The sequence below is a fragment of the Sphingomonas sp. JUb134 genome (assembly GCF_004341505.2).
In the GTDB taxonomy this organism is placed as follows: Bacteria; Pseudomonadota; Alphaproteobacteria; order Sphingomonadales; family Sphingomonadaceae; genus Sphingomonas.
Window position 1 is genome coordinate 156299 of the sequence record NZ_SLYP02000002.1, and the last position, 25240, is coordinate 181538.

A 25240-nucleotide genomic window follows, 5' to 3' on the forward strand; every position below is an offset into this window, starting at 1 on the left:
AAATCATGGAAAACCGAAGGAAACCTGCGCCTCCCGCCACCACGCTCGACATAAACTGCGACTGCAAAGAATTCCTGTAATGTTGAGCTCAACATTACATATATTCGCGGGGCGAGAGGTCGATCTCGAGATCGGCCCGGTCATCCGGGCTCAGCGCATCGAGCCGGCGATCGAGGATAGACTCAGCGGTGGTCACGAGCTGGAGGACCACCGACTGGCCATTCGCCAGGTGGCGACGCACAGCCGCGATCACGGTCGGCAGCTTCATCGAAAGCAGGACCTGGCCGAAGAAACGCTGCTTGGTCGACTCGAAGCGCGATCTGGCCGACGCCTTGGCGCCGCTATTCAGTGTCGCGTTTTCCAGCCCGTCGACGATGCCGGTGAGTTCGAGGGCCCGTTCCATATTCTGGTGGATGATCGACCATGCATCCGCATAGGTGTCGTAGATCTCGATCTGGGCGGGGGTCAGCTCGTGCCGGAGAATTTCATATTCGACGCCGGCGAAGCTCAGCGCGCGCGCCATGTAGAGGCCAGTCGCCTTGAGGTCGCGCGCGACCAGCTCCATCGCTGCGATGCCGCCTTGGCGGATACTGCTGATGAATTGCTCGCGATCCGCGAAGGCTGTTTCGGGTCCCCAGAGGCCGAGGCGGACCGCATAGGCGAGGTTGTTGACGTCTGACGCGCCCGTGGCCGACGCATAGAGTACACGTGCGCCGGGAAGCTGGTTCTGGAGAAGGACGCCACAGATCCCCTGCTGCGAGCCCTCCTTGGCGCCAAGCGCCCCCTCCCCGCCGGCGACGCCGCCCATCTCATGGGCCTCGTCGAACGCCAGCACGCCCTGGAAGTCGGCGCCAGCCCAGTCGACGATTTGCCTCAGCCGGCTGTGGTTGCCGCGCATCGAGCGCAATGTCGGATAGGTGACGAGCAGGACGCCCTGGTCGAGCCTGATAGGTTCGTCGATCTTCCAGTTGGAGATCGGCTGAATGTCGCCGCTGACACCGCCCAATGCGGTCCAGTCGCGCCGCGCATCTTCGAGGAGCGGGGCATTTTTCGTGACCCAGATATTGCGCCGTCGACCCTGAAGCCAATTGTCGAGGATGCAGGCCGCAATCTGCCGGCCTTTCCCCGCGCCGGTGCCATCGCCCAGGAAGAAACCCTTGCGATAGATGTCCCCGTCTTCGGCAAGTGTCAGGCCAACGCCTTCCTTGTTCGGCTTGAATCTGCCCGGGATGGTCTGGGACCAGGCGTGCCCGGCATAGACGACCGTCTCGAGTTGGGAGGCGGAGAGGAGCCGCTCCGCGACCGTACGCTCGGGGAGCGACGGGACATAGTCGGGGATCGGGGCCGGGATCGAACCCATCGCCACGGATTCTACGAGGGGAGTTGGATGCTCGCCGGCGGTGGCAAAGCTGATCCGGCTCGGACGGTAGGGAAGATAGACGCCCGTTTGTTCAAGGAGCGGCGCCGGGGTCGCGAGCTTTTCGTAGTCGACGGGGAGGACGTCGTTGCGAACGGGCGCGTGATAGGCGCGGGGCTCTGGGCGGCTGCTTTTGAGGGCGCGGAAGATCGAGATACCGGCCGATCGTCTCGGCGCAGGCATCGGGGCGTCGCTCTTGAGCGTCGATCTTTCGGGAACGCGTAATGCGGGCAGAAGCTCGCCGACGGAAGATCGTTGAATGATCGCCGGCGGTGCATTGCCGGGCGCCTTGTCGATCACGAACAGCCGAACGGCGACAGACGTGCCGTGCTTAAGGTAGCATTTCTCGAGGCGGATCGCGGTGCGGACGGTAACGTCGCGAAGCACGGTCTCATATTGGTCGCGCATCCTGGCGCTCGGGCCGAACCAGTCGGGCATGATCGCAACCACTCGCCCGCCTGATCGGAGGCGACGGAGGGCCGCCTGGAGGTGGCGGACCGCCGCATAGTCATCGGCACCACGTCCGAGGGACCGCGAGAACGGCGGATTCATGAGAATGAGGGTTGGCGGTTCGGCCGCGGAAAGGGTCGAGTTGATCGTCGCACCGTCCTCACCCGAGATCGTGGCTTCCGGGAACACCCGATGCAGCCGCGCCCGCCTGACGGGGTCGAGTTCGTTGAGCTGAAGAACCTTGTATGAGCCCAAATGAGCGACGAGCAGGCCGTTGCCAGCGCTCGGCTCAAGGATGACGTCGTCCGCCTGTACGTCGGCCAACAGCACCGCAACTGCGGCGATGTCGATCGGCGTCGAAAATTGCTGCCAGTCGAGTTGCTCCTCGCTCCGCACGGTCTGGGTAGGAAGGCGATCCGAGAGCGCGACAATGGCGCTCACATCGGCGAACGAGCGCAAGCCAGAGCCGGCCGCGCGAAGATGGAGAGCCAGCGCGTGCTCGAGAACCTCGAAGCTTGTTCGCTGTGTCCAGCGCCCGTCGGCGTCGGAGCCACCGTAGGCGGAGGCCATTACCTCGTTGAGCAGGCGGCGGGTGATCGGGCGGCCTGATCCGAGATGTGGAAGGAGCAGGCGCGCGGCATCATGGTCCGCCGTGGCGGCCGCGTGGAAGAGGTCGGTCATTTTGGGATCTCCTGCGTGGCTGCACCCTCGGCAGCATCACGCTTTCGACCCCCCTCCCCTCTTCTGTCCGGGCGCATTTAGGCGCGGGATTGCAGAGCCGCGGCGTCGAGCACCCTCGCCCAGTCCTTGTGTCTCGCGGGAGGCGGATCGCGACGAATCGTGAGTCCGGGCCTGGCGTATTGGTCTTCGGCATTCTGCGCGGCACGGCGACCTTCGGCGTCGTTGTCCTCTGCAATGTACAGGGTCGTCACGCTCTCAGGGATGATGAGCTGATCCAGGCGGCGCGCGCCGAGAGACGCCCAGCAAGGAACCCCACGGAGACGACTATAGGCGTCGGCGGTCTCAAAACCTTCGGCGATTGCGAGGGTCGCACCGCCAGCTCTCCCCCGCCAGGCACCTGAGCCGGGGACACCGAGCATGAGCTTACGCACGTAGTCGGCGGTAGCGGGATCGAGAAAGATGCGCTGGATGGCGACCAGCCTCCGGACTTCGCGGACCGCAACCAGGAGCGCCGGCAGGAACACTGTTTTCGGCTTCGGTAAATACGGGCACCGTGGGTGAAAACGGACATCAGGCGGCGGTGGAAGAAGGTTGCGGCGGCCGAGATAGCGTTCCGCAAGGGTATTCCTGACATGGGCGGCCTCATTCCAGAGGTGCTCGCCAGTGGAAGAGCGGCTAGGCTGGGTTGCGAGAGGCATCGGGTGATGGCGACCGGGGCGGATGCGGCTGAGCTCACGCAGCACGTCCTCGCGAGCGCAACCCGCAAAGCAGGTCACCAATATGCCTCGATCGCCTTGCCGAATCGAAAGACTTGGTTCCGCATCATTGTGGGCTGGGCATCGGCACATGGCGATGTAGCCGCTCCAGCGGCCGCGCAGAGCGCCGACGAGATCGACAAGTTCTTGGGATGGACGGTTCGCTACCAGCGGCATGATCTGCACCTCATGTTCGCTGCCTCCCTCCCGCTCTCCTCCTCTGCGTGGCGCGCTCCCGGCAACTTCGAGATCTGCTCCGCCGTTCTCGTGGTTGGATCGTTCAACTTGATCCGATCACCGATTCCCGATCGAAGGATTCGGAAGCCGCCGATTCGGCGATGGCTGGCTGTTTCGGGTGCCGGTTTGACTTTTGCAGGTAGTTTTGCTCATGAAAGGCAAACCGGATCGCGCTGGCTTGATTCGGAGGGAGGCACGCGGGGATGTCCTTTACCGTAAACACGCTTCGGACGATGACCCGTTCGTGCGAAATGATGCGCGATCGCGTGAAGTCGGTCGTGTTCAAGCCGGAAGACCGGAAGGTTCTCGATCTCACCTTTGGCCCGACGGCGGCGGCTGAACTGGTCGGGCGTACCCCCGAAGCGTTGGCGAAGGCTGAGAAGGAAGGCCGGCTCGCGTCGCCGAAGCAATTGGGCAACGGGCGGCGCTACTACACGCTCGAGGATTTGACCAAGATCCGCGAGGCACTGCACATTCGTCCGGGCAAAGCGGCAGATGAAGACGCTGTCGTAGTCGCGGTGCAGAACTTCAAGGGTGGCGTCGGCAAGAGTACGATTACGAAGCACTTCGCAGATTATTTGGCTCTTCATGGGTATAGCGTGCTGGTCATCGATTGCGATCCGCAGGCTTCCACCACCACGATGTTCGATATTCAGCCGGAAACTCTCTTCGACGAAGATAAGACGCTCGGCAATTTCTTGTCGCCTCGCAGCACCTTCGACGATTTTCGGCAGGCGATTCATGAGACTGCATGGCCGACGATCAAGATCGTCCCATCGAGCCTCGGACTTCAGGACGCAGAGTGGGACCTGACAGCCACATTGCGCGAGGGCGGTCAGGCCGTCCGTGAGGGTTTGCAGAGACTACGCATCGGTATCCAAAGCATAGTCAAAGACTTCGACGTTATCGTGCTCGATCCGCCGCCCGCGATGGGCTTTCTGGGCCTTAATGTGATGGCAGCGGCGACCGGCCTCCTTGTCCCTGTTCCGGCTCGGCAACTCGATTATCTATCCACAATTCACTTCATGGACACGATCGCTGACAATATCGAGATTCTCGAAGAGAATGGCACTCCGGTCGATTATGGTTTTATTCGCGTAGTTTGCTCAGCCTACACGCCTAGCAAACCGGGTGAAGCGGACATGTGGAAGATGATGCAGGCAACCTATGCCAATTTCCTCCTGAGCCAGCCGATCCTTGCGTCGGAGGAGATCAAGAACGCGACGCAGGCGTTCCGGTCAATCTATGAGAGCAAGCCCTCGGCGGCGCACGCGACCTACCAGAGGTGCCGCGACAATCTTGACTCCGTATTCGGAGAGGTTCTGCAACAGATCCGCGAACAATGGCCGTCGCAGAGCATCTCCAAGCGCGCCAACGATTCCGTCGCGAGTGCAGCAGCATGAGCCGGCGCTCCGCAATCAGTGAAGCCTTGGCAGCCCCAGCGCCGACGCCGGCCTCCGAGCTTGCTCCCGAACAGGTCGACGCAGCGCAAGGCGGAGCGGCCCGCAATTTCACGGCACGGCGGCTTGAGGGCTTCACCGAGGCCGCTCGGATGGTGAAACGGCCGACCATCCGGCTGAAGCCATCTGAATGTTCGATCTGGCCTGGGAATGCGCGAGACTATGCGCTGCTGACCGAGGATCGTGTCCGAAGTCTCATAGACTCGATCCAGGCGGAGAATGGCAACCGGATCCCGGTCGTGGTCCGGCGGGTGAAGAATGCCGCGCTGGAATATGAGCTCGTCATCGGCACACGGCGCCATTGGGCTATCTCGTGGCTCAATGCGAACCACTATCCCGATATCGAGCTTGTCGCGATCATCGAGGATCTCGACGACGAAGCCGCCTTCAGGCTTGCCGATATCGAAAACCGGGAACGAGAGGACATTTCCGACCTCGAACGCGGTACCAACTACAAGGCAGCCGTCGATGCCTATTATGATGGCGTACAAGCCCGGTTGGCGGACCGTGTGAAACTCTCGAAATCCATGTTGTCGCGGTACATCGGGCTCACGGAAATTCCGCAATCGATCGTCAGTGCTTTTAGCTCGCCGATGGACCTTCAGGTGCGTCACGGTGACAAGTTGCTTCCCCTGGTCCGCACGCCCGCGATGCGGGAGAAGATGGAGGCGGCCGCCAAGGACATTGCCGCGGAACAGAGCTTTCGACAGTCGGGTGACGAAGAGCCTATCAGTGGTGCTGAAGTCGTCGCGCGTTTGATCAAGGCGACGACAACCAGCCGGAGCAGCCGTCTCCAGAAGGCTTCTATCGAAGCCAAGGGGATGACGATTGGACAGGTTGATCGAGATCGGGCGCGAGGGCTGACTATCACCATCAACCCGACCGACCTGTCGGCTGACGATATCCTGGAGGCTATCCGCCCGCTCGTCGAGAGGGCAAAGATTCTGAAAAAGCGGGTCTCTGATGGGGCCTGAAGCAATCTGTAATTCTTTGGATTTTGCCACTCTGAAAAGTGGGGTATTCTGGTTTGTTTCCAGTGGCTTAGCGCCTTTGTCCCACGCGTGGGACGCGGCATGAGCCAGGGCGAGAACGAGGCTGTTGCGACGGTGGTCGGCGGCCGCCGCGTGCAGTTTGAGATGTTCTTCACGCTTCCCGACTTCAGCGAAATCTCCCTGCGCGATTATCAAGAAACGATGCAGCGCCCCTTCTTCAGCCTTTCGAAGAAGAAGCGGGTCAAACCGATCGAATATGTAAGCCCAGACAAGCAGGTCACCGTCCATGTTTCGGCCAATCCGGAATATGGCATGGCGACGATCTGGGATGCGGACATCATGATCTACCTCGCCTCTCATCTGAATGAGCTGCGCGAGCGCGGAGACAATGATCTCTCGCCGACGATCCGTGTTCAACCAGGCGACTTGCTGAAGCGCATCTGCTGGGGCGTCAGCGGACGTGCTTACGAACGCCTTATCGGAGCGCTCGACAGGCTGCAGGCAACCACGATCAAGACGAACATCCGGGCCAACTCGAAGACCCGTGAGACAACGTTTTCGTGGATCGACAGCTATACGCACCTCGTAGACGAGCGAACCCAACGGTCCCTTGGAATGGAGATCACCCTTTCGAAGTGGTTCTTCGACGGCGTGATGGACAAGCGGAACGTACTCGCGATTTCTCCGCTCTATTTCGAGATCACAAGCGGGCTCGGTAAGTGGCTGTACCGCGCCAGCCGCAAGCACGCCGGCGGCAACGGCGCCGAAGGGTTCACGATCGGGTTCGAAACGCTTCACCAAAAAAGCGGAAGCGAGAGCTCGCTGCCGTCCTTCAAGAATAAGATCCTTGAGCTGGCGCGGGCCAACACCCTGCCCGAGATCAACTTGGAGGTGATCGGGGCGGAAACACCCCGACCAAAGCTGAAGATGGTGATGCGTCGCTTCATGGGAGGGCACCAGGAGGTCCCCTCCCGCAAGCGCGCCACACCCCCCTCCCCCGCCCGCTCAGCCGAAAGTTCGAAGACTGTCGGCTCTTCCAAGCAGCTCCAGCAACGGCCGGCCGAGGAAGCCGCAGAAATGCCCGTTGACCCGAGCCTCGTTCGCAGCCTGGTGCAGCGTGCAGTCGCAGATCTCAAGGCCACCGATCCAAAGCCTAGCCAAGATCCGCACGACCAAAGCTACGCTGCCGCCGCAGTTTCCACGCCGCGCCGCCGGGGTGGACGGGCACATGAGGTACTCGATCCCGAGACCTATGCGGCGATCAAGGCGGAATGCCCTGGCTGGGATCTGGACGTCCTGATCAAGCAGTTCGACGCTTTCCTGAACAGCAATCCCGACGAGATGCCCAGGAACTACTCGAAACGGTTTTATGGCTTCATGAAGAAGCACCACGAGCGCAATAAATATACGCTCCCAGGCTTCTGACTGGATCGATCTGATCCGGCCCCGCGAAAAGCCGATCGAGGGCGCGCGGGGATAAATGACCCTGCCACCAATCCGATGCCGCGCTGATCGACGGCGGATCATGGCACGATCATCGACGGCTATTGTTGGAAAACGATGGCGGCCCTTCCACCTAAACTCGAACGCCTGGCTGCACCTTCGAGCGGGACGAATGCCGCGGCCGCTCCGATTTACGGTAGTGCCGCGGGCGGCCTTCATGTCGAGCCAAGATGACCGATTTTGATACGGCTTGAGTCAAACATCCGGCCGGGACGACCGTCAGCTGAGCCCCGCGATCGTCAGCTGGAGACCGGATTATCAGCCTGGCAGCGCGAGAGGACGGTTGGCATCGCGTCCCGCGGCGACAATTGCCGCTCTGGGTCGCGACGTGTTTTCAGGAATTGGTTCAAAGCGTCATCTTGCAAATGGACAATTTGCGAAAGAGGCTGAAATCCGGGGCTTTAGGGCGGACGCGGAAATCCATGTCGCTGATTCTAAAAACACGATCGCGCGACGGGGTGCCAGTCGCCAATTGCGGACCTTGGGTGAGCGTGGATACGGTCTCAGTGATGAGGCCCCGGCGAAGTTCCAGCACGTCTACAGGCCTATCTCACTGCATCGAAGCATAGGGCTAGATGCGGCGCTCGGGGAAGGGGGCCGAAAAGCCATTCCCAAAAACACGTTGAAGGAGGTACGCGACATTTCCGATAACACGCCGGACCCGCGCAACGATCTCGGATGGACAATTACTGGTTTGGGGTTGAAGCACGAAAAGCGAATCGGAACGCTAACTGCTGCCAACACGGGTAGGCGCAGCCCCGACCGAGACCGGGTTATCCACAGCCCCCAAGTGGTGGCATCGTGGTATCAGAGCGAAAGTGTCGTGTTATTAGAATCTGACCGTCGTGTTATCGGAGCTCGGCCGTCGTGTTATCGGAATCTGTCCACAGGCAGCGAATCGCCGGATTCACTAGCTTTTTCCGGGAACGCCGCGGCAGTAACCTTTTAACTCAAAGATATAACCCGCTTAACGCTTACGCCTTCGGCGGATTCTGAGATTTCTTATTGTTAGAGGGAAATGGAAGGGGAGGGACGCCATTCCCGACCTGGCCCCATCCGGTCGAGCCGGCTGCTATCCTTTAACGCCCTGGAGCGCACAGCGAGCTTGGCCGCGGCCTGCGGTGTCACACCCAGCAGGCGTGCGATGGCCGGCACCCGAAGTCCGGGATAGGCCAGTTCCAAACGCAACAGCTCCGGAAGCCGGCTGCGTTTGGTCACCTCAACGACGCGCGGGAGATTTTCAAGCCTTCCCTCGAGCCTGTCGAGCTCCGCCAGGCCCTGCCTGCTTGCCAACCCGATCGTGCTTTCAAGCTCGCGCATGAGTTCCCCTGCGGAGTTTGGAAGATACCGGGGAAGGTGGACAGCGGACGGAAGAATCTGCGTTGCCATGCCGGCCGCAACCAATGCTCGAGGCAGCTGGCAGGCGATCATCCATGTCGTACCGAAGCTCACCGGTTCAAGGCTCATTCGACGGCCATCGATCGTCGTGACAGTTCGGTCCGAGGCCGGTGAGACCTCCAACGCTGAATGGACCTCCAGGAGACGCTCAGCGACCGCGAGGAGGGTAGGGGAAGGGTAGGGGGCTGCAATGGCCACCTGAGCCGCCCTGAATGCGCCTGAGCAGCGAGCAAGGTCCTCCGGACCCCAGAGCTCGGCTTCGGCCCGATCGTCGAGCAGCGTGCGCAGAATCCTGAACGTGGCTGCGGTAAGATCGTCCGCCGGCGTTTGCTGAGCCGCTAGAGCGAAGTGCATCACGGCTGCCACAGACATCGGATCGTTCAAGCCCTCGCTGTGGCGCGGCGGTGGCGTTCGTCCGCAAATCCAATTCATGATATCGTCAATCGATACGGGAACCCCGGCGATTCCCGCGATGGTCGCGGCGCCACTGACCCTTTCCCGCGCCAGCCAAATGTCTCGAGCCGGGCTGTTGGCGAGACGCCCATCGAGGCGGCCGAGGGCGAGCAGAGTAGGTAACGGGGGTGAAGTGCTCACAATTTCTGATATCACGTTCTCAACGTAAGTCACCGGTTTGTTGTTGCGCCAATCACGATGCCCGCAGGGGACTTCTGATAATTGCAGTTATCGCATAAGCGGAATTGACCGTTCTTTATATGGTGCGCTACAAGCGGGGCTGAGGAGCGAGGCGCGTCGTGAGCACCGAAACCGCCCGGGGAGGGCCAGAATCCGCTGTAGCGCCTTCTGAGGCGGCCCTGCCGGCTGTCCCGGCGCCGAGCGACCTTGGCTGGGCGATCGTGCAGATGCGGGCGGGCTAGCGGATCATCATCAATGAGGCGCTGATTGCGGCTTACCAGCGCGCGTCATCGCCCCACAGCATCCGCGCGCTGAAGTCCGATATTAAAGCGTTCGATGCCTGGTGCCGTCGCACCAATCGGATCGCTCTCCCGGCGACGGCCGAGACGGTCGTCGATTATCTCGATGCGCGGGCCGGTAAGGGGAGCCGCCCGGCCTCGCTATCCCGCTACAAGGCGTCGATCGCCAAGATCCACCAGCTGCTCGATTTGAAAGACCCAACGCTGGCCCCGCTGGTGAAGCTACGGCTGCAGGCGGTGCGCCGCGAAAAGGGGGCGGCGCAGAAGCAGGCGCGGCCGCTGCGGTTCAAAGGGCCGGTGCGCGACGTCGAGCGCGATAAGGCGCGCGGGCTCAACATCCGTGCGCTGCTTGAGAGCTGCGGGGAGGAACTGCCCGGGCTGCGCGATCGGGCGCTGCTGTCTGCCGCTTATGACACCGGCCTGCGCGCTTCCGAGCTGGTGGCGGTCGCCGTCGAGCATATCGAGGAAGCGATCGATCCCGACGCCCGCCTGCTGCGGATCTTGCGGAGCAAGGGCGATCAGGAAGGGGAGGGGGCGACCGCCTACCTGAGCCCGCGCACGGTCGCGGCGATCGCGGCCTGGACGGAGGCGGCCGAGATCACGGAAGGGCCACTGTTCCGGCGGGTGCAGGTGCGGCGCTACAAGGCCCGCGCCGCCGTGCGCGGGCGCCCGATCGACAGCATATCGGGCCGGGAGACTTGGGATCTCCGCAAGACCCTCTCCAAGCCCGCCGTGCAGGCACGTGTCGAATATGACATCGGCACCGTCGCGCTGCATCCGGGCTCGATCGGGCCGATCTTCCGGTCGATCACCCAGCGGGCGTTCAATCTCGGCGGGCTTCCCGATCTGACGGCCGAGGATCTGGCCCGGCTCCTCAAAGGGATCAGCGCGCACTCGACGCGGATCGGGCTCAACCAGGATCTGTTTGCGAGCGGCGAGGATCTCGCCGGGATAATGGACGCGCTGCGGTGGAAGTCGCCGCGAATGCCGCTCGCCTATAATCGCAACCTTGCTGCAGAGCAGGGCGCAGCGGGCCGGCTGATGGCGAAGATCGGCTGATGGGGTCGCTGGTCGACTCGATTGCGGGAGGGCGTCGCTCCCCAAGCAACCTCATCGGACCGGCATGAGCTTATGGAGCTGGCCGGTGGCCCTTGCCCGCAGCGGCACGATTGGTCCGTGTTTCAGGGAAGGGGGCTTGAGATTGCCTTGATGGCCTTCAATCCCGTTCCAAAACGAGCGATCGCGTCCCTGTTTCTCTCCAACTCGTCATAGGGCAGATAGGCGAAGTCGAGATCGGCAATACGGCTGAAGGCCGGGCGACGGAGTTGCGCGCGAACGTCCTGCTCGCGCGCATTCGGTGCGACCAGGAACAGCCCGGCGGCAGCGTGCAGATCGCTCCCCGACAGCGCCAGATCGAGCATGCGCACGATCCCCGAGTAGATCGAGGTCGAATGTTCAACCTCGAACGCGGCGGCGACGCCGTCGCCACCCTTCGCCAGCCACAACACGTCGATGAGGCGGATCGAGTCCGCTCCGGGAGAGGTCGCAATGGCGTCTGGAAGGCGCTCGAGGCATCCCTGTCCAAGGGGACAGCCGGCGTGAAGCCGACCGCGGTCATTGGCGGCGATCCACACATCGTAACCGAGGGCATGGCCGAGATCGCGCAGCCATGCCTGGATCTCGGCGTGCGTGCGATCGGTTTCGCCCTGCGCGGCGGCTGTCTTGTCGAGCCGGCTTGCCTCCGCTCTGGCATGTTCCAATCTGCCGAGCCAGTGGTCGGCCGCCGTTGCGTCATCCTGCAGCGGTGGCGCCGGATAGCGGCCCGAGCCGATGTCGAACAGCAGTCCGCCGATCGCGCCGAGATCGTTGGAGAGCAACTCGCGGTAACGGTCGTTGAGGTCGAGGATGCCGGCGCGCATGGCGAGAAAATGATCCCATGACCCGAGCTTCACCTTGGCGCCGGTGACGGCATTGTAGCCCTTCACGATCGCGGTATTGAAGGGCGGCACCAGCGTCGGGTGAAGGAAATAGAGCAGGTTGGCCGCCGCCGGCCCCAGCCCCTTGATCTTGAGCGCGTCTATGCTGCGGATGTGGCTGATGATCTCCTCGGCGGTATCGCAGCACGAGCAATTGTCGAGCAGGCGGCCGAACGCCCGCTGATTGTCCGGGCTTTCGTAAATGTCGGGAATGCGCAGCTTGGGCTTCCACAGCCAGGCATGGTCGGCGCCCTTGAAGATCTGCCGCTGTTCGGCGATCGAGTGGACAACCGTCTCCAATGACGAGCCGCGATAGGCGACGCCGAACCGCCCACTTTCGATTTCCGCGACCACCTGCTGCAGCCCGCGACGGATGGAGCGGAAGTTTTTCAGCCGTTCGTCCCAAAGAAACCAGGAGCGATAGGTGGCGCCGGGATCGTCTCGCCAACGACGGACAAGCTCGCTCACGAGATCATGATGTGTCGTGGGTAACAAGTTCGGTACTGGCTGGGTCATCTGAACTGGGCTCCTTGCCGTTCAGGCTATCGCGGGCAAGGGCGGCTTGCACGTTCAATGTGCGATCCGCGAAGCGTGCTCAAACTGCCGGTCATCGTGCAGGGAAACGGCGCTGGCATGGGTGTTGCCGGTCGCATCCGTAGACCGGGCGCACGGCCAGGCAGACGGCCGGCACGGGCGCCGCCGCCCGGGAGCGGCGACGCAACCAGCTTTTTCCGGTCGAATTTAGCGGATCACTGTTTTGCGATCGCGGTGACCTCGCCATCGCTACCCTTGAGCGAGAGGTCGAAATCGACCTTGTCGCCGACCTTGACCGCATCGGTGATCGACGGCGCCGCCTTGAACGCCATCGTCATCGCGGGCCACTTGGCCTGTGGGATCGGACCATGATCGAGCGTGATGGTGCCCGCCGCCTTGTCGATCGCGGTGACGGTGCCATGGCCCTTGGCCTTGATTGCGCCGCTCACGCCAGACACCGTCGTGCTATTGTCGATATCGCCGTCCATCGTCGCAGCCGCGGCCGCCTGGTTGGTCTCGGCCGCAACCGGCGCCTCGTCCTTCTTGCCGCAGGCGGCGGTCAGGGCGGCGAGGCCGAGGGCAATGGTCAGTCGTGCATGGTTCATCGTCTTCTCCTTCATGATGAAGCGGGTTGAAGGATAGGATCGGTCTTGGGCCGGCGCAGCAGCAGATAGGCGGCGGGCAGCACCAACATGGAGAGCAAGGGCGCGGTCAGCATGCCGCCGATCATCGGTGCCGCGATCCGGCTCATGACCTCCGAGCCTGCACCCGATCCCAGCAGGATCGGCAGCAGGCCGGCGAGGATCACCGCGACCGTCATGGCCTTGGGCCGGACGCGCAGCAGCGCGCCTTCGCGCACGGCGGCCTCGACTTCGGCGGCGTCCGGATTTGCGGTGTGCTCCGCCAGCGCGTTCTTGAGATAGATCAGCATCACCACGCCGAACTCGGCGGACACGCCGGCGAGCGCGATGAACCCGACCCCGGTGGCAACCGACTGGTTGAACCCCAGCAGATAGAGCGTCCAGATGCCGCCGGTCAGCGCGAACGGCAGCGTGCCCATGATCAGCGCAGCCTCGTCGAAGCGGCCGAAGATCAGGTAGAGCAGCACGAAGATGATCAGCAGCGTCGCGGGCACGACCAGCTTCAACCGGTCGACTGCGCGCTCGAGATATTCGAACTGGCCCGAATAGGCGATGCTGACGCCCGGCGAGAGCCTGACCTGTTTCGCCACCGCACGCTGCAGATCGCCGACCACCGAGGCGAGATCGCGCCCGCGCACATCGACATAGACCCAGGTCGAAGGCCGGGCATTCTCGGTCTTGAGCATCGGCGGGCCCTCGGCGATCGAGACGTTTGCCACGGTGCCCAGGGTGATCTGCTGGCCCGCCCGCGTCAGGATCGGTAGCGCCCGCAGCCCTTCGAGGCTGTCGCGCAATTCGCGCGGATAGCGCACGCTGATCGGATAGCGGGCGAGGCCCTCGACCGTCTCGCCGATCGTCTCGCCGCCGATCGCGCCCGAGACGATGGCCTGCACGTCGGCCATGTTGAGCCCGAACCGCGCGGCGGCGGCGCGGTCGATGTCGACATCGACATAGCGTCCGCCAGTCAGCCGCTCGGCGAGCGCCGAGCTGACGCCGGGCACGGTCCTAGCCACCGTCTCGACATCATGGGCGATCCGGTCGAGCTCGGCGAGATCACTGCCCGACACCTTGACCCCGATCGGGCTCTTGATGCCCGTCGCGAGCATGTCGATGCGGTTGCGGATCGGCGGCACCCAGATATTGGCGAGGCCCGGGAGCTTCACCGTGCGGTCGAGCTCGTCGACCAGCTTCTCAGGCGTCATACCCGGCCGCCATTGGTCGCGCGGCTTGAACTGGATCGTTGTTTCGAACATTTCGAGTGGCGCGGGATCGGTCGCAGTCTCGGCGCGACCCGCCTTGCCGAACACGGTCTCGACCTCGGGCACGGTCTTGATCAGCCGGTCGGTCTGCTGAAGCAGCTCGCTCGCCTTAGCCGCCGAGAGGCCGGGCAATGCCGAGGGCATGTAGAGTAGGTCGCCCTCGTCGAGGTTGGGCATGAACTCGCCGCCGAGCCGCGACAGCGGCCAGGCCGTGGTCGCGAATACCAGCGTCGCGATCAGCAGCACCGCCTTGGGCCGCCGCATCGTCCAGTCGATCGCGGGCCGGTAGAGATCGGTCAGCCAGCGGTTGACTGGGTTGGCCTGCTCGGCCGGAATACGTCCCCGGATCAGCCAGCCCATCAGGATCGGCACCAATGTCACCGACAGGATCGCGGCGGCGCCCATCGCATAGGTCTTGGTGAAGGCGAGCGGCGCGAACAGCTGGCCTTCCTGGGCTTCCAGCGTGAACACCGGGATGAAGGACAGCGTGATGATCAGCAGGCTGAAGAACAGCGCGGGCCCGACCTCGGCCGCCGCCTCGGTGACGACGATCCAGCGCGTCTCGCGGTCGAGATGGGTGTCCGGATGGTCCTGTTCCCAGCGCTCGATCTTCTTGTGGGCGTTCTCGATCATGACCACGGCCGCATCGACCATCGCGCCGATCGCGATGGCGATGCCGCCCAGCGACATGATGTTGGCGTTGACGCCCTGGTAGCGCATCACGACGAAGGCGGCGAGCACGCCCAAGGGCAGCGTCAGGATCGCGACCAGCGCCGAGCGGACATGCCAGAGGAACAGGCCGCAGACCAGGGCGACGACGATGAACTCCTCGACCAGCTTGTGGGTGAGGTTCTCGACCGCGCGATCGATCAGTTGCGAGCGATCATAGACCGTCACCACCTCGACGCCGGGCGGCAGGCTCTTCCTGAGATCGGCGAGCTTGTCCTTGACCGCCGCGATGGTCTCGCGGGCATTCTTGCCCGAACGCAGGATCACGACGCCGCCGGCGACCTCACCCTGGCCGTTCAGTTCGCCGATGCCGCGTCGCATTTCGGGACCGACCTGGATCGTGGCGACGTCACCGAGACGGACCGGCACGCCACCGGCCGCCGTCTTCAGCGGGATCGCGCCGAAATTGTCGAGCGTCTTCAGATAGCCCGAGGCGCGAACCATATATTCGGCTTCGGCCAGCTCGAGCACCGAGCCGCCCGCTTCCTGATTGGCCTGCCGGATCGCCTCGACCGCCTGGGCGTGGGTCACCCCGTAGGCGGCGAGCTTCACCGGATCGAGCAGTATCTGATACTGCCTGACCATGCCGCCGATGCTGGCGACCTCGGCGACGCCGGTCACGGTCTTGAGTTCATAGCGCAGGAACCAGTCCTGCAGCCCGCGCAGCTGCGACAGGTCATGCCGGCCGGTGCGGTCGACCAGCGCATATTCATAGACCCAGCCAACCCCGGTCGCGTCGGGACCGAGCGCGCTGCGGGCGTTCGCCGGCAGGCGCCCCTGCACCTGGTTCAGATATTCGAGCACGCGGCTGCGCGCCCAATAGAGATCGGTGCCATCCTCGAAGATCACATAGACGAAGCTGTCGCCGAAGAAGCTGTAGCCCCGCACGGTCTTTGCCCCGGGCACCGACAACATGGTGGTGGTGAGCGGATAGGTGACCTGGCTCTCGACGATCTGCGGCGCCTGGCCGGGATAGCTGGTGCGGATCACGACCTGCACGTCCGAGAGATCGGGGAGGGCATCGATCGGGGTCGAGCGCACCGCCCACAGGCCCGCGCCGATCAGCGCCAGCATCCCGATCAGAACGAAGAAGCGGTTCCTGACCGACCAGCGGATGAGATGGGCGATCATCGGCCCGCCACCTTCGCCATATGCCGCAGCGTCGGTCCCGCCGGGGGCCGGTCGAACCCGAACCGAACCCGGTCACCCGCCTTGAAGCCGCGCGCGATGCCCGGATCGGCGAGTGCGAAGGTCATCGTCATCGCTGGCCAGTCGAGCGCGGGGACCGGCTCGTGGCTGAGCGTCACCGAATTGGCCGTGATCCGCTCGATCTTGCCCGTCGTCTCGTACAGCGTGGCTTTCGACGCCGGCGCGGCGAGGGTCGCCGATGCCGCACCGCCGCCGATCGGCCGCGCCTCGATGCCCGACAGGCTCGCCTCGGAATCGATCAGGAACTGCCCCGAGGCGACGACGTTCTCGCCGGGCGACAGGCCGGCAAGGATCTCGGTCTCGCCGCCCGCCTCGCGGCCGATACGGACCTCGGCGGGATGATAGCGCCCGTCGCCTGCGGCGAGCATGACGAGCGTGCGCTTGCCCGTGCGGATCACCGCCTCGCTCGGCACCAGCAGCGCCGGCTTGGCATCGCCGCCAAGCGCGACGGTGGCGAACATGCCCGGCCGCAACCGGCCGTCGCGGTTGGGCAGCGCGATCCGCACGGTGAGCGTGCGGCTGTCGGCCTGCGTGGTCGGCAGGATCGCGATCACCCGGCCGGCGAAGCGCTCGCCGGGGAAGCTCGCCAGCGTGGCGCTGGCATTCTGGCCGACGCGGACATCGCCCGCGCGCGCTTCGGGCACCGCGGCGTTGAGCCAGACGGTGCCGAGCCCGCTCACCTGGGCGAGCGTCTGGCCCATGGCGAGCGTCACGCCGGCACGGGCGTCGAGCGTCTGGATGGTGCCCGAGATCGGCGTCGTGATCGTCACCACGCCGTTCGGTCGACCGCTCCGCTCGACGCTGGCGATGAGGCCGTCGGACATGCCCATCAGCCGCAGCCGCTGGCGCGCGGCCGCGGTGAGATCGGGCTTGCCGAGCCGCCTGACGCTCAGATATTCGGTCTGCGCGCCGCCCCATTCGGGCAGGAGCAGGTCCGCGATCGGCGCGCCGGCGCGGACCACGTCCCCGGGCGCTCGCGCATAGACGCGGCTCACGAACCCGCCCGAACGCGCCTGGATGACGGCGACGTCGCGCTGGTTGAAGTCGATCGTGCCGGTGACCTCGAGGGCCGAGGCAAGGCTGCCCATCTTCGCCGCGACGACCCGCAATCCCAGGCTCTGCCGCGCGGCGGGATCGACGGCGACCGTGGGGGCCGCGCCGGCGCTTCCTCCGTCCGCGTATCGCGGCACGAGCTGCATATCCATGAAGGGCGACTTGCCGGGCTTGTCGAACTTCTGGTTGGGGAACATCGGATCGTACCAGTAAAGGACTTTGCCTGCCCCGGCGGGCGTGGTCGCCTCCGATTGCGGTGCCTGGCGATGGCCTGCCCAATAGCCTGTGCCGCCGGCCAGCAGCGCGACAGCCAGGATCGATGCGCCCCAGCGCAGTGCGGATTTATCGAGCGTCATGGCCGCTCCTCCCCATAGGTGATGGTGATGCGGACCGCGTCGCGCGCGACGTCGGCTTCGCGGTTGAGCGCCTCGACCTCGGCCTCCGCGAGCCCGAGCGTCGTGAGCAGCGCGGCGCCAAGGTCGAGCTTGCCGGCGCCATAGCTGTCGCGGTCGAGCTCGGCGCGGTGCCTGGCGAGGGGCACCAGCGTCTCGCGGGCATTGCGCAACCGGGAGAGATGCATGGCATGATCGGCAAGGTCGGCGTCGAGCTGCGCCACCAGTTCGCGGCGGATCGCCTCGCGGTCGAACCGCCCCCCTTGCACGAGGCTCTCGCTGGCAGCGATCCTGGGATTCTGGCGCTTGCCGGCGAACAGCGGCAGGTCGATCGACACGCCGACCGAGGCCATGTCGCCGTACATGGAATCGCGCCGGCCATAGGTGACGCCGACCTTCCAGTCGGGGCGCTTGTCGGCGCGCGCGAGGCGCACGTCCGCTTCGGCGACTGCGATCCGCGCGTCCTGCGCGCGCAGGGCGGGAAGCGCATCGATCCCGGCCCGCAGCCGGATCGGATCGACATCGAGCATCGGCGGGTCGCCCATCGCCTGCGGGTCGGGGTCGCCGGTATAGCGCGCGAGCCGGGCCCGCGCCTGCGCCACCACCGCAGCCATCTCGGCGCGGCGATCGGCGATGGCGGCGCGGAGCTGGTCGGGCTCGAGCGCCTGGCTCGGTCGGGCGCTGCCCGACGCCAGGCGCGCGGTCACGGTCTTCTGCAGGTCGTCGAGGCTGGCATCGAGCAGGTCGAGCTGCCGGAGCCGGCGTTCGCCATAATAGAGATCGACCCAGGCGAGGGCGGTCTCGAGCCGCACGTTGCGGCCTTCGACCAGCTCGCCGGCCTCGGCGACACCGATATCGGCCGCGGCGCGCGCGGCGCGTGCATGGCGCTTGGCAAGATTGGGGAAGGCCTGGCTTAACCCGATCGTCGCCATGGTGAAATCGTCGCGCGTGAAGCTGCCGGCATTGGGGCCGCTCACCGGGAAGTTCTGCAGGCCCAGGTCGAGCGTGGGATCGGGCAGGCGATGGGCGGCGACCGCCGACGAGCGGGCGCCAGCTGTCGCCGCCGCGCGCGCCTTGAGGCTCGGCGCATTGGCGGCAGCGAGCCTCAGTGCCTGCTCGTAGGTGAGCGGGCCGGCCGACACCGGCACGGCCCAGGCGCTCGCAAGCGTCGCACCGAGAGAGAGCAACAGGCGTCGCACAGCGCGCCTCGGCATCATGATCATGGATATCCGCCCCTCATGACAGAGGCGGCGCGCCAACATGTGACGCGCCGCTCTGGAGTGGGTTAACCCTTGTCCGACCTGACTGCACCGCGCATGCAGTCGGCGGCGCTTGCCTGCATCATCGCGCAATCGCAGCTGGCGATGTCCCGGCTCTGGGGCACCCATATGCGGACACGCGCAGGGCCGGTCGCCCGCGGACCATATTGCGGCGCCGACCGCCATTCCCAATGGCCTTGCGGCGTGCTGCTCGCGTCGGCTGCAAGCGCAGGCGCGGCGAGACCGAGGGCCGCCACAAGGGCGGCCGGAAGCATTTTGATCATCACGAAGACCTTTGACTGAAAAGAAGGAAACCGGGCGCGCACGCATCGATCGATGCGCGCAGCCCGTGCTCGTTCAATCAGGCAAGGCTGGTGGGAGGATCCGGCTCGGGCACAACCGCCTTGCCGGTCAATATCGTGTCGGTCGTCCAGAAGCTGGGCGCGTCGTAGAGACGCGCAGGCGCAACGCCGCCTGCCAGGTCAGCTGCGACCAGCGGGATCACGCACCCCATCGCGGCGATGCAATCGAGCGTCAGGCCCTTGCAAGGCTTTTCGCTGGGCGCAGGCTGCTGCTTGGCCATCATCGCCATGCAGTCCGCATCCATACCCTTGGCCAGCGGCGCGCTTGCCGCCTGGGGCACGCTGTGTGCGGCCGCCATCTGGGCTCCGAAGAGACCGGACAGCGCTCCGATGACGAGCAGAAGGGCGAGCAGGCGTTTCACGAGCCTTGATATCTAGCGGGTTTCGCGGGCGCAGCCAACCAAAGTCTCGCGCCGCGCGGATTTTGAAGTGCTGACGGCCGATTCCGTCAACTCCGCGTCAATAAAGACCCGGCCCGGGAAAGAAGACCGGCTGCGGCCTCTACGTATATCGAGGCTGGACCCGGGACCGTAGTCCCAAGCCTGAAGAGACGCTCTTCCCCTCGGCAGGTCCGGGCGGTGGCTTACCATCCAAGGAGGTGAATATGGTCAGAAAAACTCTCATGGTCGCGCTTGCCGGCGTTTCGATGCTTGCTGCCGTCCCCGCTATGGCCCAGGGCATCGGGCACAGCTTGTTCATGCGCGGCTCGATCGTCGACACGGGCAGCAACGGCACGGTCGTCTGCATCGGCAAGGCCGATGGCGCCGAGGTCGGCCAGAAGCTCGAGGTCTATCGCGTCGTGACCCATCCGGGTCCGTCCAAGGGCGTGGCGCCGACCTACCACCGCCAGCTCGTCGGCCATGTGACGATCGATCATATCTTCGATGATCACTTCGCGCACGTGTCCGTCGCCGACGGTACGCCTGCCAAGCACGACATCGTCGAGCTTCGCAAGAACTGACGCGCCGGTGGCCCGGCGGCACACGCTGCCGTGATGCGAGGCGTCGGGGCAGCGGGTTGCCGGCGGCATGGGACCGTTCGGGCTCGAGGCGAAACCGCTTGACCCTGGACCATGGTCCAACCGGCATGATCGAGCGGATGACATGGGCAATTTCAAGATCGGCGAACTCGCCGCCGCCGCGGGCGTGGGCCGCGACACGATCCGCTATTATGAGCGGATGGGCTTGCTGCGCGAGCCCGCGCGCACGGCGGCGGGCTACCGGCTCTACGACGCGACCGACCTCGAGCGCGTCAATTTCATCCGCTCGGCGCAGGAGCTTGGCTTCACACTCGAGCAGGCCCGGAAGTTGCTGGCGCTCAGGGCGTCGGACACCGCGCATGCCCAGGCCGTGCTCGATATCACGCTCGCCAAGATCGCGGATGCCGAAGCCCGGCTCGAGCGCCTGTCCGATATCCGCGACATGCTGCGGATGCTCGCCGATGAATGCCCGGGTGAAGTACCCGTCTCCGATTGCCCGATCCTCGCCTTCCTGACGGCGCGGCGGAAAGACCAGCAGCATAACAAGAAACTTCAGGCAGCGCAGGACGAACGATCATCACTAGCGAAAGGGGTTTTGTCATGACGAAAATGCGTTTGATCGCCGTCCTCACGCCGGCGCTGCTTCTGGGCGCCTGTGTGACCACGCGGCCGACCTCGGCGCAGGTCGAGAGTTGCCGGGCGATGGAGGGCAATATGGGTCTCCAGACGCCGCATGATCATGGCGAGATGAAGGGGCAGGGGCGCAACCCGATGAACCTCTCGCACGACCGGTGCCTTCAGATCCTGCGCAACGCGCAATGATCGGGTCCGGGCGCCATCCCTGGCGCCCGGACACAGTTTTCAAGCCAAGGAGCAAGCTATGATCAACCATGCGAAAAAAGCCCTTCCGCTTGTCGGCGGAAGCCTGTTGCTGGCGCTCGCGCTTTCGGGCTGCGACCGCCAGGCCGACCAGACGGTGCCGCCCGCGGCGAACAGCGTCGCCGCCACCCCGGTCCTGACCGACAGCGGCAACGCTGCAGACGCGGCGCCGATGGACGCGATGAGCAACCAGGCCGAGATGGAGCGGCATCACCGTCAGGCGATGGACCATGACGCGATGCGCGCCGGGGCCGGCAACCAGACCGTGCCGGCACCCGATCCCGCGCCGAGCAATTCGGCGATGCCGATGAAGGATATGTAAGCGCGCTGAAAAAGGGGATGAGGATGTCCAGGCGGATCAGCCTTCGACGCTTGAGCCTCGGCTGCGCAATCGCTCTCAGCCTGTCCGCGAGCGCGGGCGCGCAGGAGGGCGGGGATCATGCCGCGCATCATGGCGCAGGCATGCCGGCCGGCGGGGGCATGTCCGCACCGGCAGAGCCGGGGTCGTCGGACATGGCGAAGATGATGAACCCCATGATGGATCGCATGATCAATGGGGAAGGGGAGAATGAGCACGGCCACGAATCGCGCCGGACCGGCTTCATCTCGCAGCTGCTCGCCTTTCCCGCGCTCGACGAAGCGGCAAGGCAGCGGGTCGCTGCGCAGGCTGGCGAACGGGTAAGCACGGGCCTGGCGATGATCAACGCCGCCTCGGCCGACGGCGCGCGTGCAACCACGGTCTCAGCCCGGCTCGATGCGGCGCGGCGCCTGCGCGAGGGAACCGACCTGTTCCGCTCCGGCACCGCCGCGCAGGGCGCGATCGGCGGCTTGCAGCCGCCCCGGGAGGTCGGGCTTGCCTGGCTGCGCGATCAGCTCGACATCGACCAGGCCGCGCCCGGCCATGCCGGTCACTGGTTCGGCATCTCGCCCTCGCACCTGCTTCTCATGCTGTTCCTGGGGCTGGTGAGCGCCACGCTGATCGCGCTGCAGATCTTCCGCCTGCGGCGGATCGGAGCGATCGCCGGCGGTGTCGCCACCGCCAAGGTTCCAGCAAAACCGGAGCCGACGGCTGCCCCTCCCGCTACCAGGGTTGCGCCCGCGCCTGCACCCGTTGCCGACAGCGCTGGGCTCGCGCCGAGCAATGCGGCCGCACCCGGTGGGGCTTCGCTGCGCAAGCCCAAAAGCTGGGCGGGGCAGCTGCGCGTGGTCCAGATCGTGCGAGAGACGCCGAGCGTGCTGACCTTCCGGCTCGCGGACCCGGCCGCCGACCGGCTGCCGTTCGACTTCCTGCCGGGCCAGTTTCTGCAGGTTGAGGTAGAGCCCGAAGCGGGCAAGACCGCGCGCCGTTCCTACACGATCGCCTCTTCGCCGACCCAGCGGGCCTATGTCGAGCTGACGGTCAAGCGCGAGGAGCAGGGCGTGGTCTCGCGACATCTGCACGACAAGGTCGTCGCCGACGATCTGCTGAAGGTCAGCGGACCGTTCGGCGCCTTCACCTTCACGGGAACGGATGCGCAGAGCATCGTGCTGATCGCGGGCGGGGTCGGCATCACCCCGATGATGTCGGTGCTGCGCTATCTCACCGACACCGCGTGGAAGGGCGATATCTTCTTCTTCTACGGCGCACGGTCGACCGAGGAATTCGTGTTCCGCGACGAGCTCGAGCGGCTCGAACGCCGCTTTCCCAACCTCCATGTCGTCGCCGCGATGCAGCGCGCGCCCGGCACCGTCTGGATGGGCCCCGAAGGGCCGATCACCCGCGAGATGATCCTGGCTGCGGTGCCGGAGATCGCGAGCCGGCGGATCCATATGTGCGGCCCGCCGGCGATGATGGGCGCGATGCGCGGCGTGCTGGCGGAGCTCGGCGTCCCCGAAGCGCAGCTGCACACCGAGGCGTTCGGTCCGGCCTCGCTGCCGGCCGACCACGAGGATCTCGAGGTCAAGCCCGCGCCCGCGCCAGCGGATAAGCCGGCCCCGAGCGCCGAGGTGGCGCCGAGCACGGTGACCTTCTCCGTGTCGGGGGTGTCGGCGGCCTTGCCCGCGGACGAGACCGTGCTGGAGGCGGCCGAGGGCGCGGGCGTCGAGATCCCCTATGCCTGCCGTGCGGGCACATGCGGCGCCTGTGTCGTCAAGCTACTGCAGGGCGAGGTGACGATGGAGGTCGAGTCCGGCCTTGCGCCCGCCGACAAGGCGCAAGGCTATGTGCTCGCGTGCCAGGCGAAGGGAACGGGCACGCCACTCGTGGTCGAAGCCTGATGCGCGAACGCAGCGACATCGCCGTCGGCCTGCTGGTCGCGTTCCTGCTGCTGTTCCCGTTCGGCTACCTCGTGCATGTGTCACCGCGCTTTCCGGGCAGCCTCGCTGGCGGGATCATCGGGATCGCAGCGCTCGTGCTGATGCTGCTGACGCTTCCCTATGTCGCGGCCAAGCACATCGCCTGGGTCGACAAGCTGCTCTCCCGGCTCGTCAGCAAGCCGACCCTGCTCGCCATCCACATCTATGCCGGCGTGCTGGCGCCGATCCTGGGTCTGGTCCACGCCGCGCACAAGCTCGAAAGCCCGGTCGGACTGCTTCTGACCGTCCTCCTGCTGATGACGGTCATCACCGGCTTCATCGGCCGTTACCTGCTTGCCCAGCTTGGTCGGGCGCTGCGCGGACGCAGGTCGGAACTGGCCTCGCTTCGCGCCGCCTTCCTCGAGGAGCCGGCGGCGCCGACGCAGGCCGATACCGCAGCCGCGCCGCTGTCGGGCTGGAAGCGCTATCTGTTCGTCGCCGGGGATGCGCCCGCGGGCCAGCACCCCCAGGACAAGGCGGGGATCGCCGCGGCGCTGGCCGATACCGAATTCGCGATCCGCGCCGAAGAGGCAACCAACACCCTGTTCGCGCGATGGCGGTTCCTGCACATCCTGCTGGGCTGTCTCATCTTCGCGCTGCTCGCGCTCCACGTCGGCGCGGCGATCTATTACGGGCTGCGCTGGCTATGAGCTGGCAGCGTCTTTCCTACGCCGTCTTCATCGCAGCCCTGCTGGTGATGGTCGCCGCGGTCGCGATCCGGATGCGATCGGACGCGCCTAGGGATGCCGGCCTGGTGGCGCAGCTCGTCTCGCCCGGCCCGCTCTCGAGCGCGCACCAGTCCTTCGCCGGCCAATGCACGGCCTGTCACACGCCGGGCAAGGGCGTCGAAACCCGGACCTGTCTCACCTGCCATGCAGGCACGGATTTCGGGACGAAGCAGTCGACGCAGTTCCACGCGAAAGCGACGCAGTGCACCTCCTGCCACGTCGAACATGAGGGAGAGCGCGGCATCATCCGCATGGATCACGCCGCGTTGCTCGACATGGCGAAGTGGCGGCAGCCGTTGGCGGGCATGTCGACAAACATTCGAAGCCTGACCCCCGAGACCGCGCTCAATTGCGCGAGCTGCCATGCGTTCCGCGATCCGCACCAGGGCCTGTTCGGCACCGACTGCGCGAGCTGCCACAAGACCGACAGCTGGAAGATCGCCAATTATCGCCATCCGTCGGTCAATTCGACGCAGTGCGCCGAGTGCCACAAGGCGCCGCCCAGTCACTTCATGGAGCATTTCAGCATGGTCTCGCAGCGCGCAGCCGGATCGAAGGCGCGCGTCGACCAATGCTATGCCTGTCACGCCACCGACAGCTTCAACAATATCCGCAAGCGAGGCTGGTATGATCACCATTGAGGCCGACTGGCTGAGCGCCTTCTTCCGGCTCGCGGTGATCGGCCTGGAACTGGCGGGTACGCTGACCATCCTGGTCGGCGCGGGGCTCGCAACCTTTCTGTTTGCGCGGCGGGCGAGGGCGGGCGACCGGACCGAGGCCTATAGCGCGTTCCGCTCGGCGCTCGGCCGCAGCATCCTGCTCGGCCTGGAATTCCTGGTCGCCGGCGACATCGTCAAGTCGCTGGTGATCAACCCGACGCTCGACGATCTCATCGTGCTGGCAGGGCTGGTGCTGGTGCGGACCTTCCTGAGCATCTCGCTCGGGGTCGAGATCAACGGCCACTGGCCTTGGGAGGAAACCCGGATGGCGCGGGAGAAGGCACGCGCGGCGTGGGATGGGTCGCCTGCGACGGCTGAGGCCGCCGGATGCGGTACAGCGCTCAAGGGATAGCAGATGGGAG

Annotated in this window: 22 protein-coding genes; 12 read left to right on the forward strand and 10 right to left on the reverse strand. The window is 65.2% G+C overall.

From position 1 onward, the window contains the following. Positions 1-94: 94 nt before the first annotated feature. Together EDF69_RS17015 and EDF69_RS17020 are read right to left on the reverse strand one after the other, a co-directional pair. Complete coding sequence (locus EDF69_RS17015) at positions 95-2548, reverse strand: strawberry notch-like NTP hydrolase domain-containing protein (protein WP_132884068.1); 2454 nt, start codon at positions 2546-2548, stop codon at positions 95-97. Positions 2549-2625: 77 nt separating this feature from the next. Beyond that, positions 2626-3480, reverse strand: a complete 855-nt coding sequence (locus EDF69_RS17020) for a DUF7146 domain-containing protein (protein ID WP_030541361.1) — start codon at positions 3478-3480, stop codon at positions 2626-2628. A gap of 263 nt (positions 3481-3743) precedes the next feature. On the opposite strand from EDF69_RS17020, the gene EDF69_RS17025 reads away from it, so the two are divergent. The 3 genes from EDF69_RS17025 to EDF69_RS17035 all read left to right on the forward strand — a co-directional run bounded on the left by EDF69_RS17025 (position 3744) and on the right by EDF69_RS17035 (position 7417). After that, a complete protein-coding gene (locus EDF69_RS17025) occupies positions 3744-4943 on the forward strand; it encodes an AAA family ATPase (protein ID WP_051585712.1) in 1200 nt (399 codons plus the stop codon). Then, a complete protein-coding gene (locus EDF69_RS17030; protein ID WP_030541359.1) occupies positions 4940-5974 on the forward strand; it encodes a ParB/RepB/Spo0J family partition protein in 1035 nt (344 codons plus the stop codon). Before EDF69_RS17025 ends, EDF69_RS17030 begins: the two co-directional genes overlap by 4 nt. A 99-nt stretch (positions 5975-6073) precedes the next feature. After that, a complete protein-coding gene (locus tag EDF69_RS17035) occupies positions 6074-7417 on the forward strand; it encodes a replication initiator protein A (RefSeq protein ID WP_030541358.1) in 1344 nt (447 codons plus the stop codon). 1086 nt (positions 7418-8503) lie between these two features. On the opposite strand, the gene EDF69_RS17040 is transcribed toward EDF69_RS17035, so the two are convergent. Further along, positions 8504-9277, reverse strand: a complete 774-nt coding sequence (locus EDF69_RS17040) for a hypothetical protein (RefSeq protein ID WP_190288249.1) — start codon at positions 9275-9277, stop codon at positions 8504-8506. 494 nt (positions 9278-9771) lie between these two features. Between EDF69_RS17040 and EDF69_RS17045 the strand changes: the two genes are divergently transcribed. Continuing rightward, entirely contained in the window at positions 9772-10884 is a 1113-nt protein-coding gene (locus tag EDF69_RS17045) for a site-specific integrase (protein WP_339538966.1), read from the forward strand. Positions 10885-11006: 122 nt separating this feature from the next. On the opposite strand, the gene EDF69_RS17050 is transcribed toward EDF69_RS17045, so the two are convergent. From EDF69_RS17050 to EDF69_RS17080, 7 genes are all read right to left on the reverse strand, one after another. Continuing rightward, the gene (locus tag EDF69_RS17050) at positions 11007-12269 is read right to left on the reverse strand and encodes a type II restriction endonuclease (protein ID WP_132884067.1); all 1263 of its coding nucleotides are present in this window, start codon (positions 12267-12269) and stop codon (positions 11007-11009) included. Between the two features lie 281 nt (positions 12270-12550). Beyond that, positions 12551-12955: a copper-binding protein gene (locus EDF69_RS17055; RefSeq protein ID WP_132884065.1), complete on the reverse strand. Its 405-nt coding sequence runs from the start codon at positions 12953-12955 to the stop codon at positions 12551-12553. Next, positions 12952-16095: an efflux RND transporter permease subunit gene (locus tag EDF69_RS17060; protein ID WP_132884063.1), complete on the reverse strand. Its 3144-nt coding sequence runs from the start codon at positions 16093-16095 to the stop codon at positions 12952-12954. The genes EDF69_RS17055 and EDF69_RS17060 overlap by 4 nt, the downstream gene beginning before the upstream one ends. Then, on the reverse strand, positions 16092-17582 hold the full coding sequence (locus EDF69_RS17065) for an efflux RND transporter periplasmic adaptor subunit (protein WP_132884061.1): 1491 nt from the start codon (positions 17580-17582) through the stop codon (positions 16092-16094). Before EDF69_RS17065 ends, EDF69_RS17060 begins: the two co-directional genes overlap by 4 nt. Then, entirely contained in the window at positions 17579-18841 is a 1263-nt protein-coding gene (locus EDF69_RS17070; protein ID WP_132884060.1) for a TolC family protein, read from the reverse strand. The genes EDF69_RS17065 and EDF69_RS17070 overlap by 4 nt, the downstream gene beginning before the upstream one ends. A 62-nt stretch (positions 18842-18903) precedes the next feature. Beyond that, positions 18904-19161 carry a hypothetical protein gene (locus EDF69_RS17075; RefSeq protein WP_132884059.1) on the reverse strand — a complete coding sequence of 86 codons (258 nt, stop codon included), beginning with the start codon at positions 19159-19161 and terminating at the stop codon, positions 18904-18906. A gap of 77 nt (positions 19162-19238) precedes the next feature. Then, positions 19239-19601, reverse strand: coding sequence for a hypothetical protein (locus EDF69_RS17080; RefSeq protein WP_132884058.1), 363 nt, complete (start codon positions 19599-19601; stop codon positions 19239-19241). A 260-nt stretch (positions 19602-19861) separates the two neighbouring features. Here EDF69_RS17080 and EDF69_RS17085 point away from each other — a divergent pair, with 260 nt between their 5' ends. From EDF69_RS17085 to EDF69_RS17120, 8 genes are all read left to right on the forward strand, one after another. Then, positions 19862-20200: a hypothetical protein gene (locus EDF69_RS17085; RefSeq protein ID WP_132884076.1), complete on the forward strand. Its 339-nt coding sequence runs from the start codon at positions 19862-19864 to the stop codon at positions 20198-20200. Between the two features lie 142 nt (positions 20201-20342). After that, positions 20343-20822 carry a heavy metal-responsive transcriptional regulator gene (locus EDF69_RS17090; protein ID WP_062345064.1) on the forward strand — a complete coding sequence of 160 codons (480 nt, stop codon included), beginning with the start codon at positions 20343-20345 and terminating at the stop codon, positions 20820-20822. Further along, complete coding sequence (locus EDF69_RS17095) at positions 20819-21040, forward strand: hypothetical protein (protein WP_062345065.1); 222 nt, start codon at positions 20819-20821, stop codon at positions 21038-21040. The genes EDF69_RS17090 and EDF69_RS17095 overlap by 4 nt, the downstream gene beginning before the upstream one ends. Before the next feature lie 58 nt (positions 21041-21098). Then, positions 21099-21419, forward strand: coding sequence for a hypothetical protein (locus tag EDF69_RS17100; protein WP_132884057.1), 321 nt, complete (start codon positions 21099-21101; stop codon positions 21417-21419). A 23-nt stretch (positions 21420-21442) separates the two neighbouring features. Then, positions 21443-23353 carry a 2Fe-2S iron-sulfur cluster-binding protein gene (locus tag EDF69_RS17105; RefSeq protein ID WP_132884055.1) on the forward strand — a complete coding sequence of 637 codons (1911 nt, stop codon included), beginning with the start codon at positions 21443-21445 and terminating at the stop codon, positions 23351-23353. Continuing rightward, positions 23353-24081, forward strand: coding sequence for a hypothetical protein (locus tag EDF69_RS17110; RefSeq protein WP_043150673.1), 729 nt, complete (start codon positions 23353-23355; stop codon positions 24079-24081). The genes EDF69_RS17105 and EDF69_RS17110 overlap by 1 nt, the downstream gene beginning before the upstream one ends. Then, positions 24078-24800, forward strand: a complete 723-nt coding sequence (locus EDF69_RS17115; protein ID WP_043150670.1) for a hypothetical protein — start codon at positions 24078-24080, stop codon at positions 24798-24800. The genes EDF69_RS17110 and EDF69_RS17115 overlap by 4 nt, the downstream gene beginning before the upstream one ends. Next, entirely contained in the window at positions 24787-25230 is a 444-nt protein-coding gene (locus EDF69_RS17120; RefSeq protein ID WP_037476104.1) for a DUF1622 domain-containing protein, read from the forward strand. Before EDF69_RS17115 ends, EDF69_RS17120 begins: the two co-directional genes overlap by 14 nt. The last annotated feature ends 10 nt before the right edge of the window (positions 25231-25240 follow it).

Bases quoted from the DNA above. Each gene is read 5' to 3' on its own strand.
- EDF69_RS17090 (WP_062345064.1), top strand. From the start codon at position 20,343: ATGGGCAATTTCAAGATCGGCGAACTCGCCGCCGCCGCGGGCGTGGGC.
- EDF69_RS17035 (WP_030541358.1), top strand. From the start codon at position 6,074: ATGAGCCAGGGCGAGAACGAGGCTGTTGCGACGGTGGTCGGCGGCCGC.
- EDF69_RS17015 (WP_132884068.1), bottom strand. From the start codon at position 2,548: ATGACCGACCTCTTCCACGCGGCCGCCACGGCGGACCATGATGCCGCG.
- EDF69_RS17065 (WP_132884061.1), bottom strand. From the start codon at position 17,582: ATGACGCTCGATAAATCCGCACTGCGCTGGGGCGCATCGATCCTGGCT.
- EDF69_RS17020 (WP_030541361.1), bottom strand. From the start codon at position 3,480: ATGCCGCTGGTAGCGAACCGTCCATCCCAAGAACTTGTCGATCTCGTC.
- EDF69_RS17060 (WP_132884063.1), bottom strand. From the start codon at position 16,095: ATGATCGCCCATCTCATCCGCTGGTCGGTCAGGAACCGCTTCTTCGTT.
- EDF69_RS17075 (WP_132884059.1), bottom strand. From the start codon at position 19,161: ATGATCAAAATGCTTCCGGCCGCCCTTGTGGCGGCCCTCGGTCTCGCC.
- EDF69_RS17105 (WP_132884055.1), top strand. From the start codon at position 21,443: ATGTCCAGGCGGATCAGCCTTCGACGCTTGAGCCTCGGCTGCGCAATC.
- EDF69_RS17055 (WP_132884065.1), bottom strand. From the start codon at position 12,955: ATGAAGGAGAAGACGATGAACCATGCACGACTGACCATTGCCCTCGGC.
- EDF69_RS17120 (WP_037476104.1), top strand. From the start codon at position 24,787: ATGATCACCATTGAGGCCGACTGGCTGAGCGCCTTCTTCCGGCTCGCG.
- EDF69_RS17070 (WP_132884060.1), bottom strand. From the start codon at position 18,841: ATGATCATGATGCCGAGGCGCGCTGTGCGACGCCTGTTGCTCTCTCTC.
- EDF69_RS17030 (WP_030541359.1), top strand. From the start codon at position 4,940: ATGAGCCGGCGCTCCGCAATCAGTGAAGCCTTGGCAGCCCCAGCGCCG.
- EDF69_RS17025 (WP_051585712.1), top strand. From the start codon at position 3,744: ATGTCCTTTACCGTAAACACGCTTCGGACGATGACCCGTTCGTGCGAA.
- EDF69_RS17100 (WP_132884057.1), top strand. From the start codon at position 21,099: ATGATCAACCATGCGAAAAAAGCCCTTCCGCTTGTCGGCGGAAGCCTG.
- EDF69_RS17085 (WP_132884076.1), top strand. From the start codon at position 19,862: ATGGTCGCGCTTGCCGGCGTTTCGATGCTTGCTGCCGTCCCCGCTATG.
- EDF69_RS17095 (WP_062345065.1), top strand. From the start codon at position 20,819: ATGACGAAAATGCGTTTGATCGCCGTCCTCACGCCGGCGCTGCTTCTG.
- EDF69_RS17110 (WP_043150673.1), top strand. From the start codon at position 23,353: ATGCGCGAACGCAGCGACATCGCCGTCGGCCTGCTGGTCGCGTTCCTG.
- EDF69_RS17115 (WP_043150670.1), top strand. From the start codon at position 24,078: ATGAGCTGGCAGCGTCTTTCCTACGCCGTCTTCATCGCAGCCCTGCTG.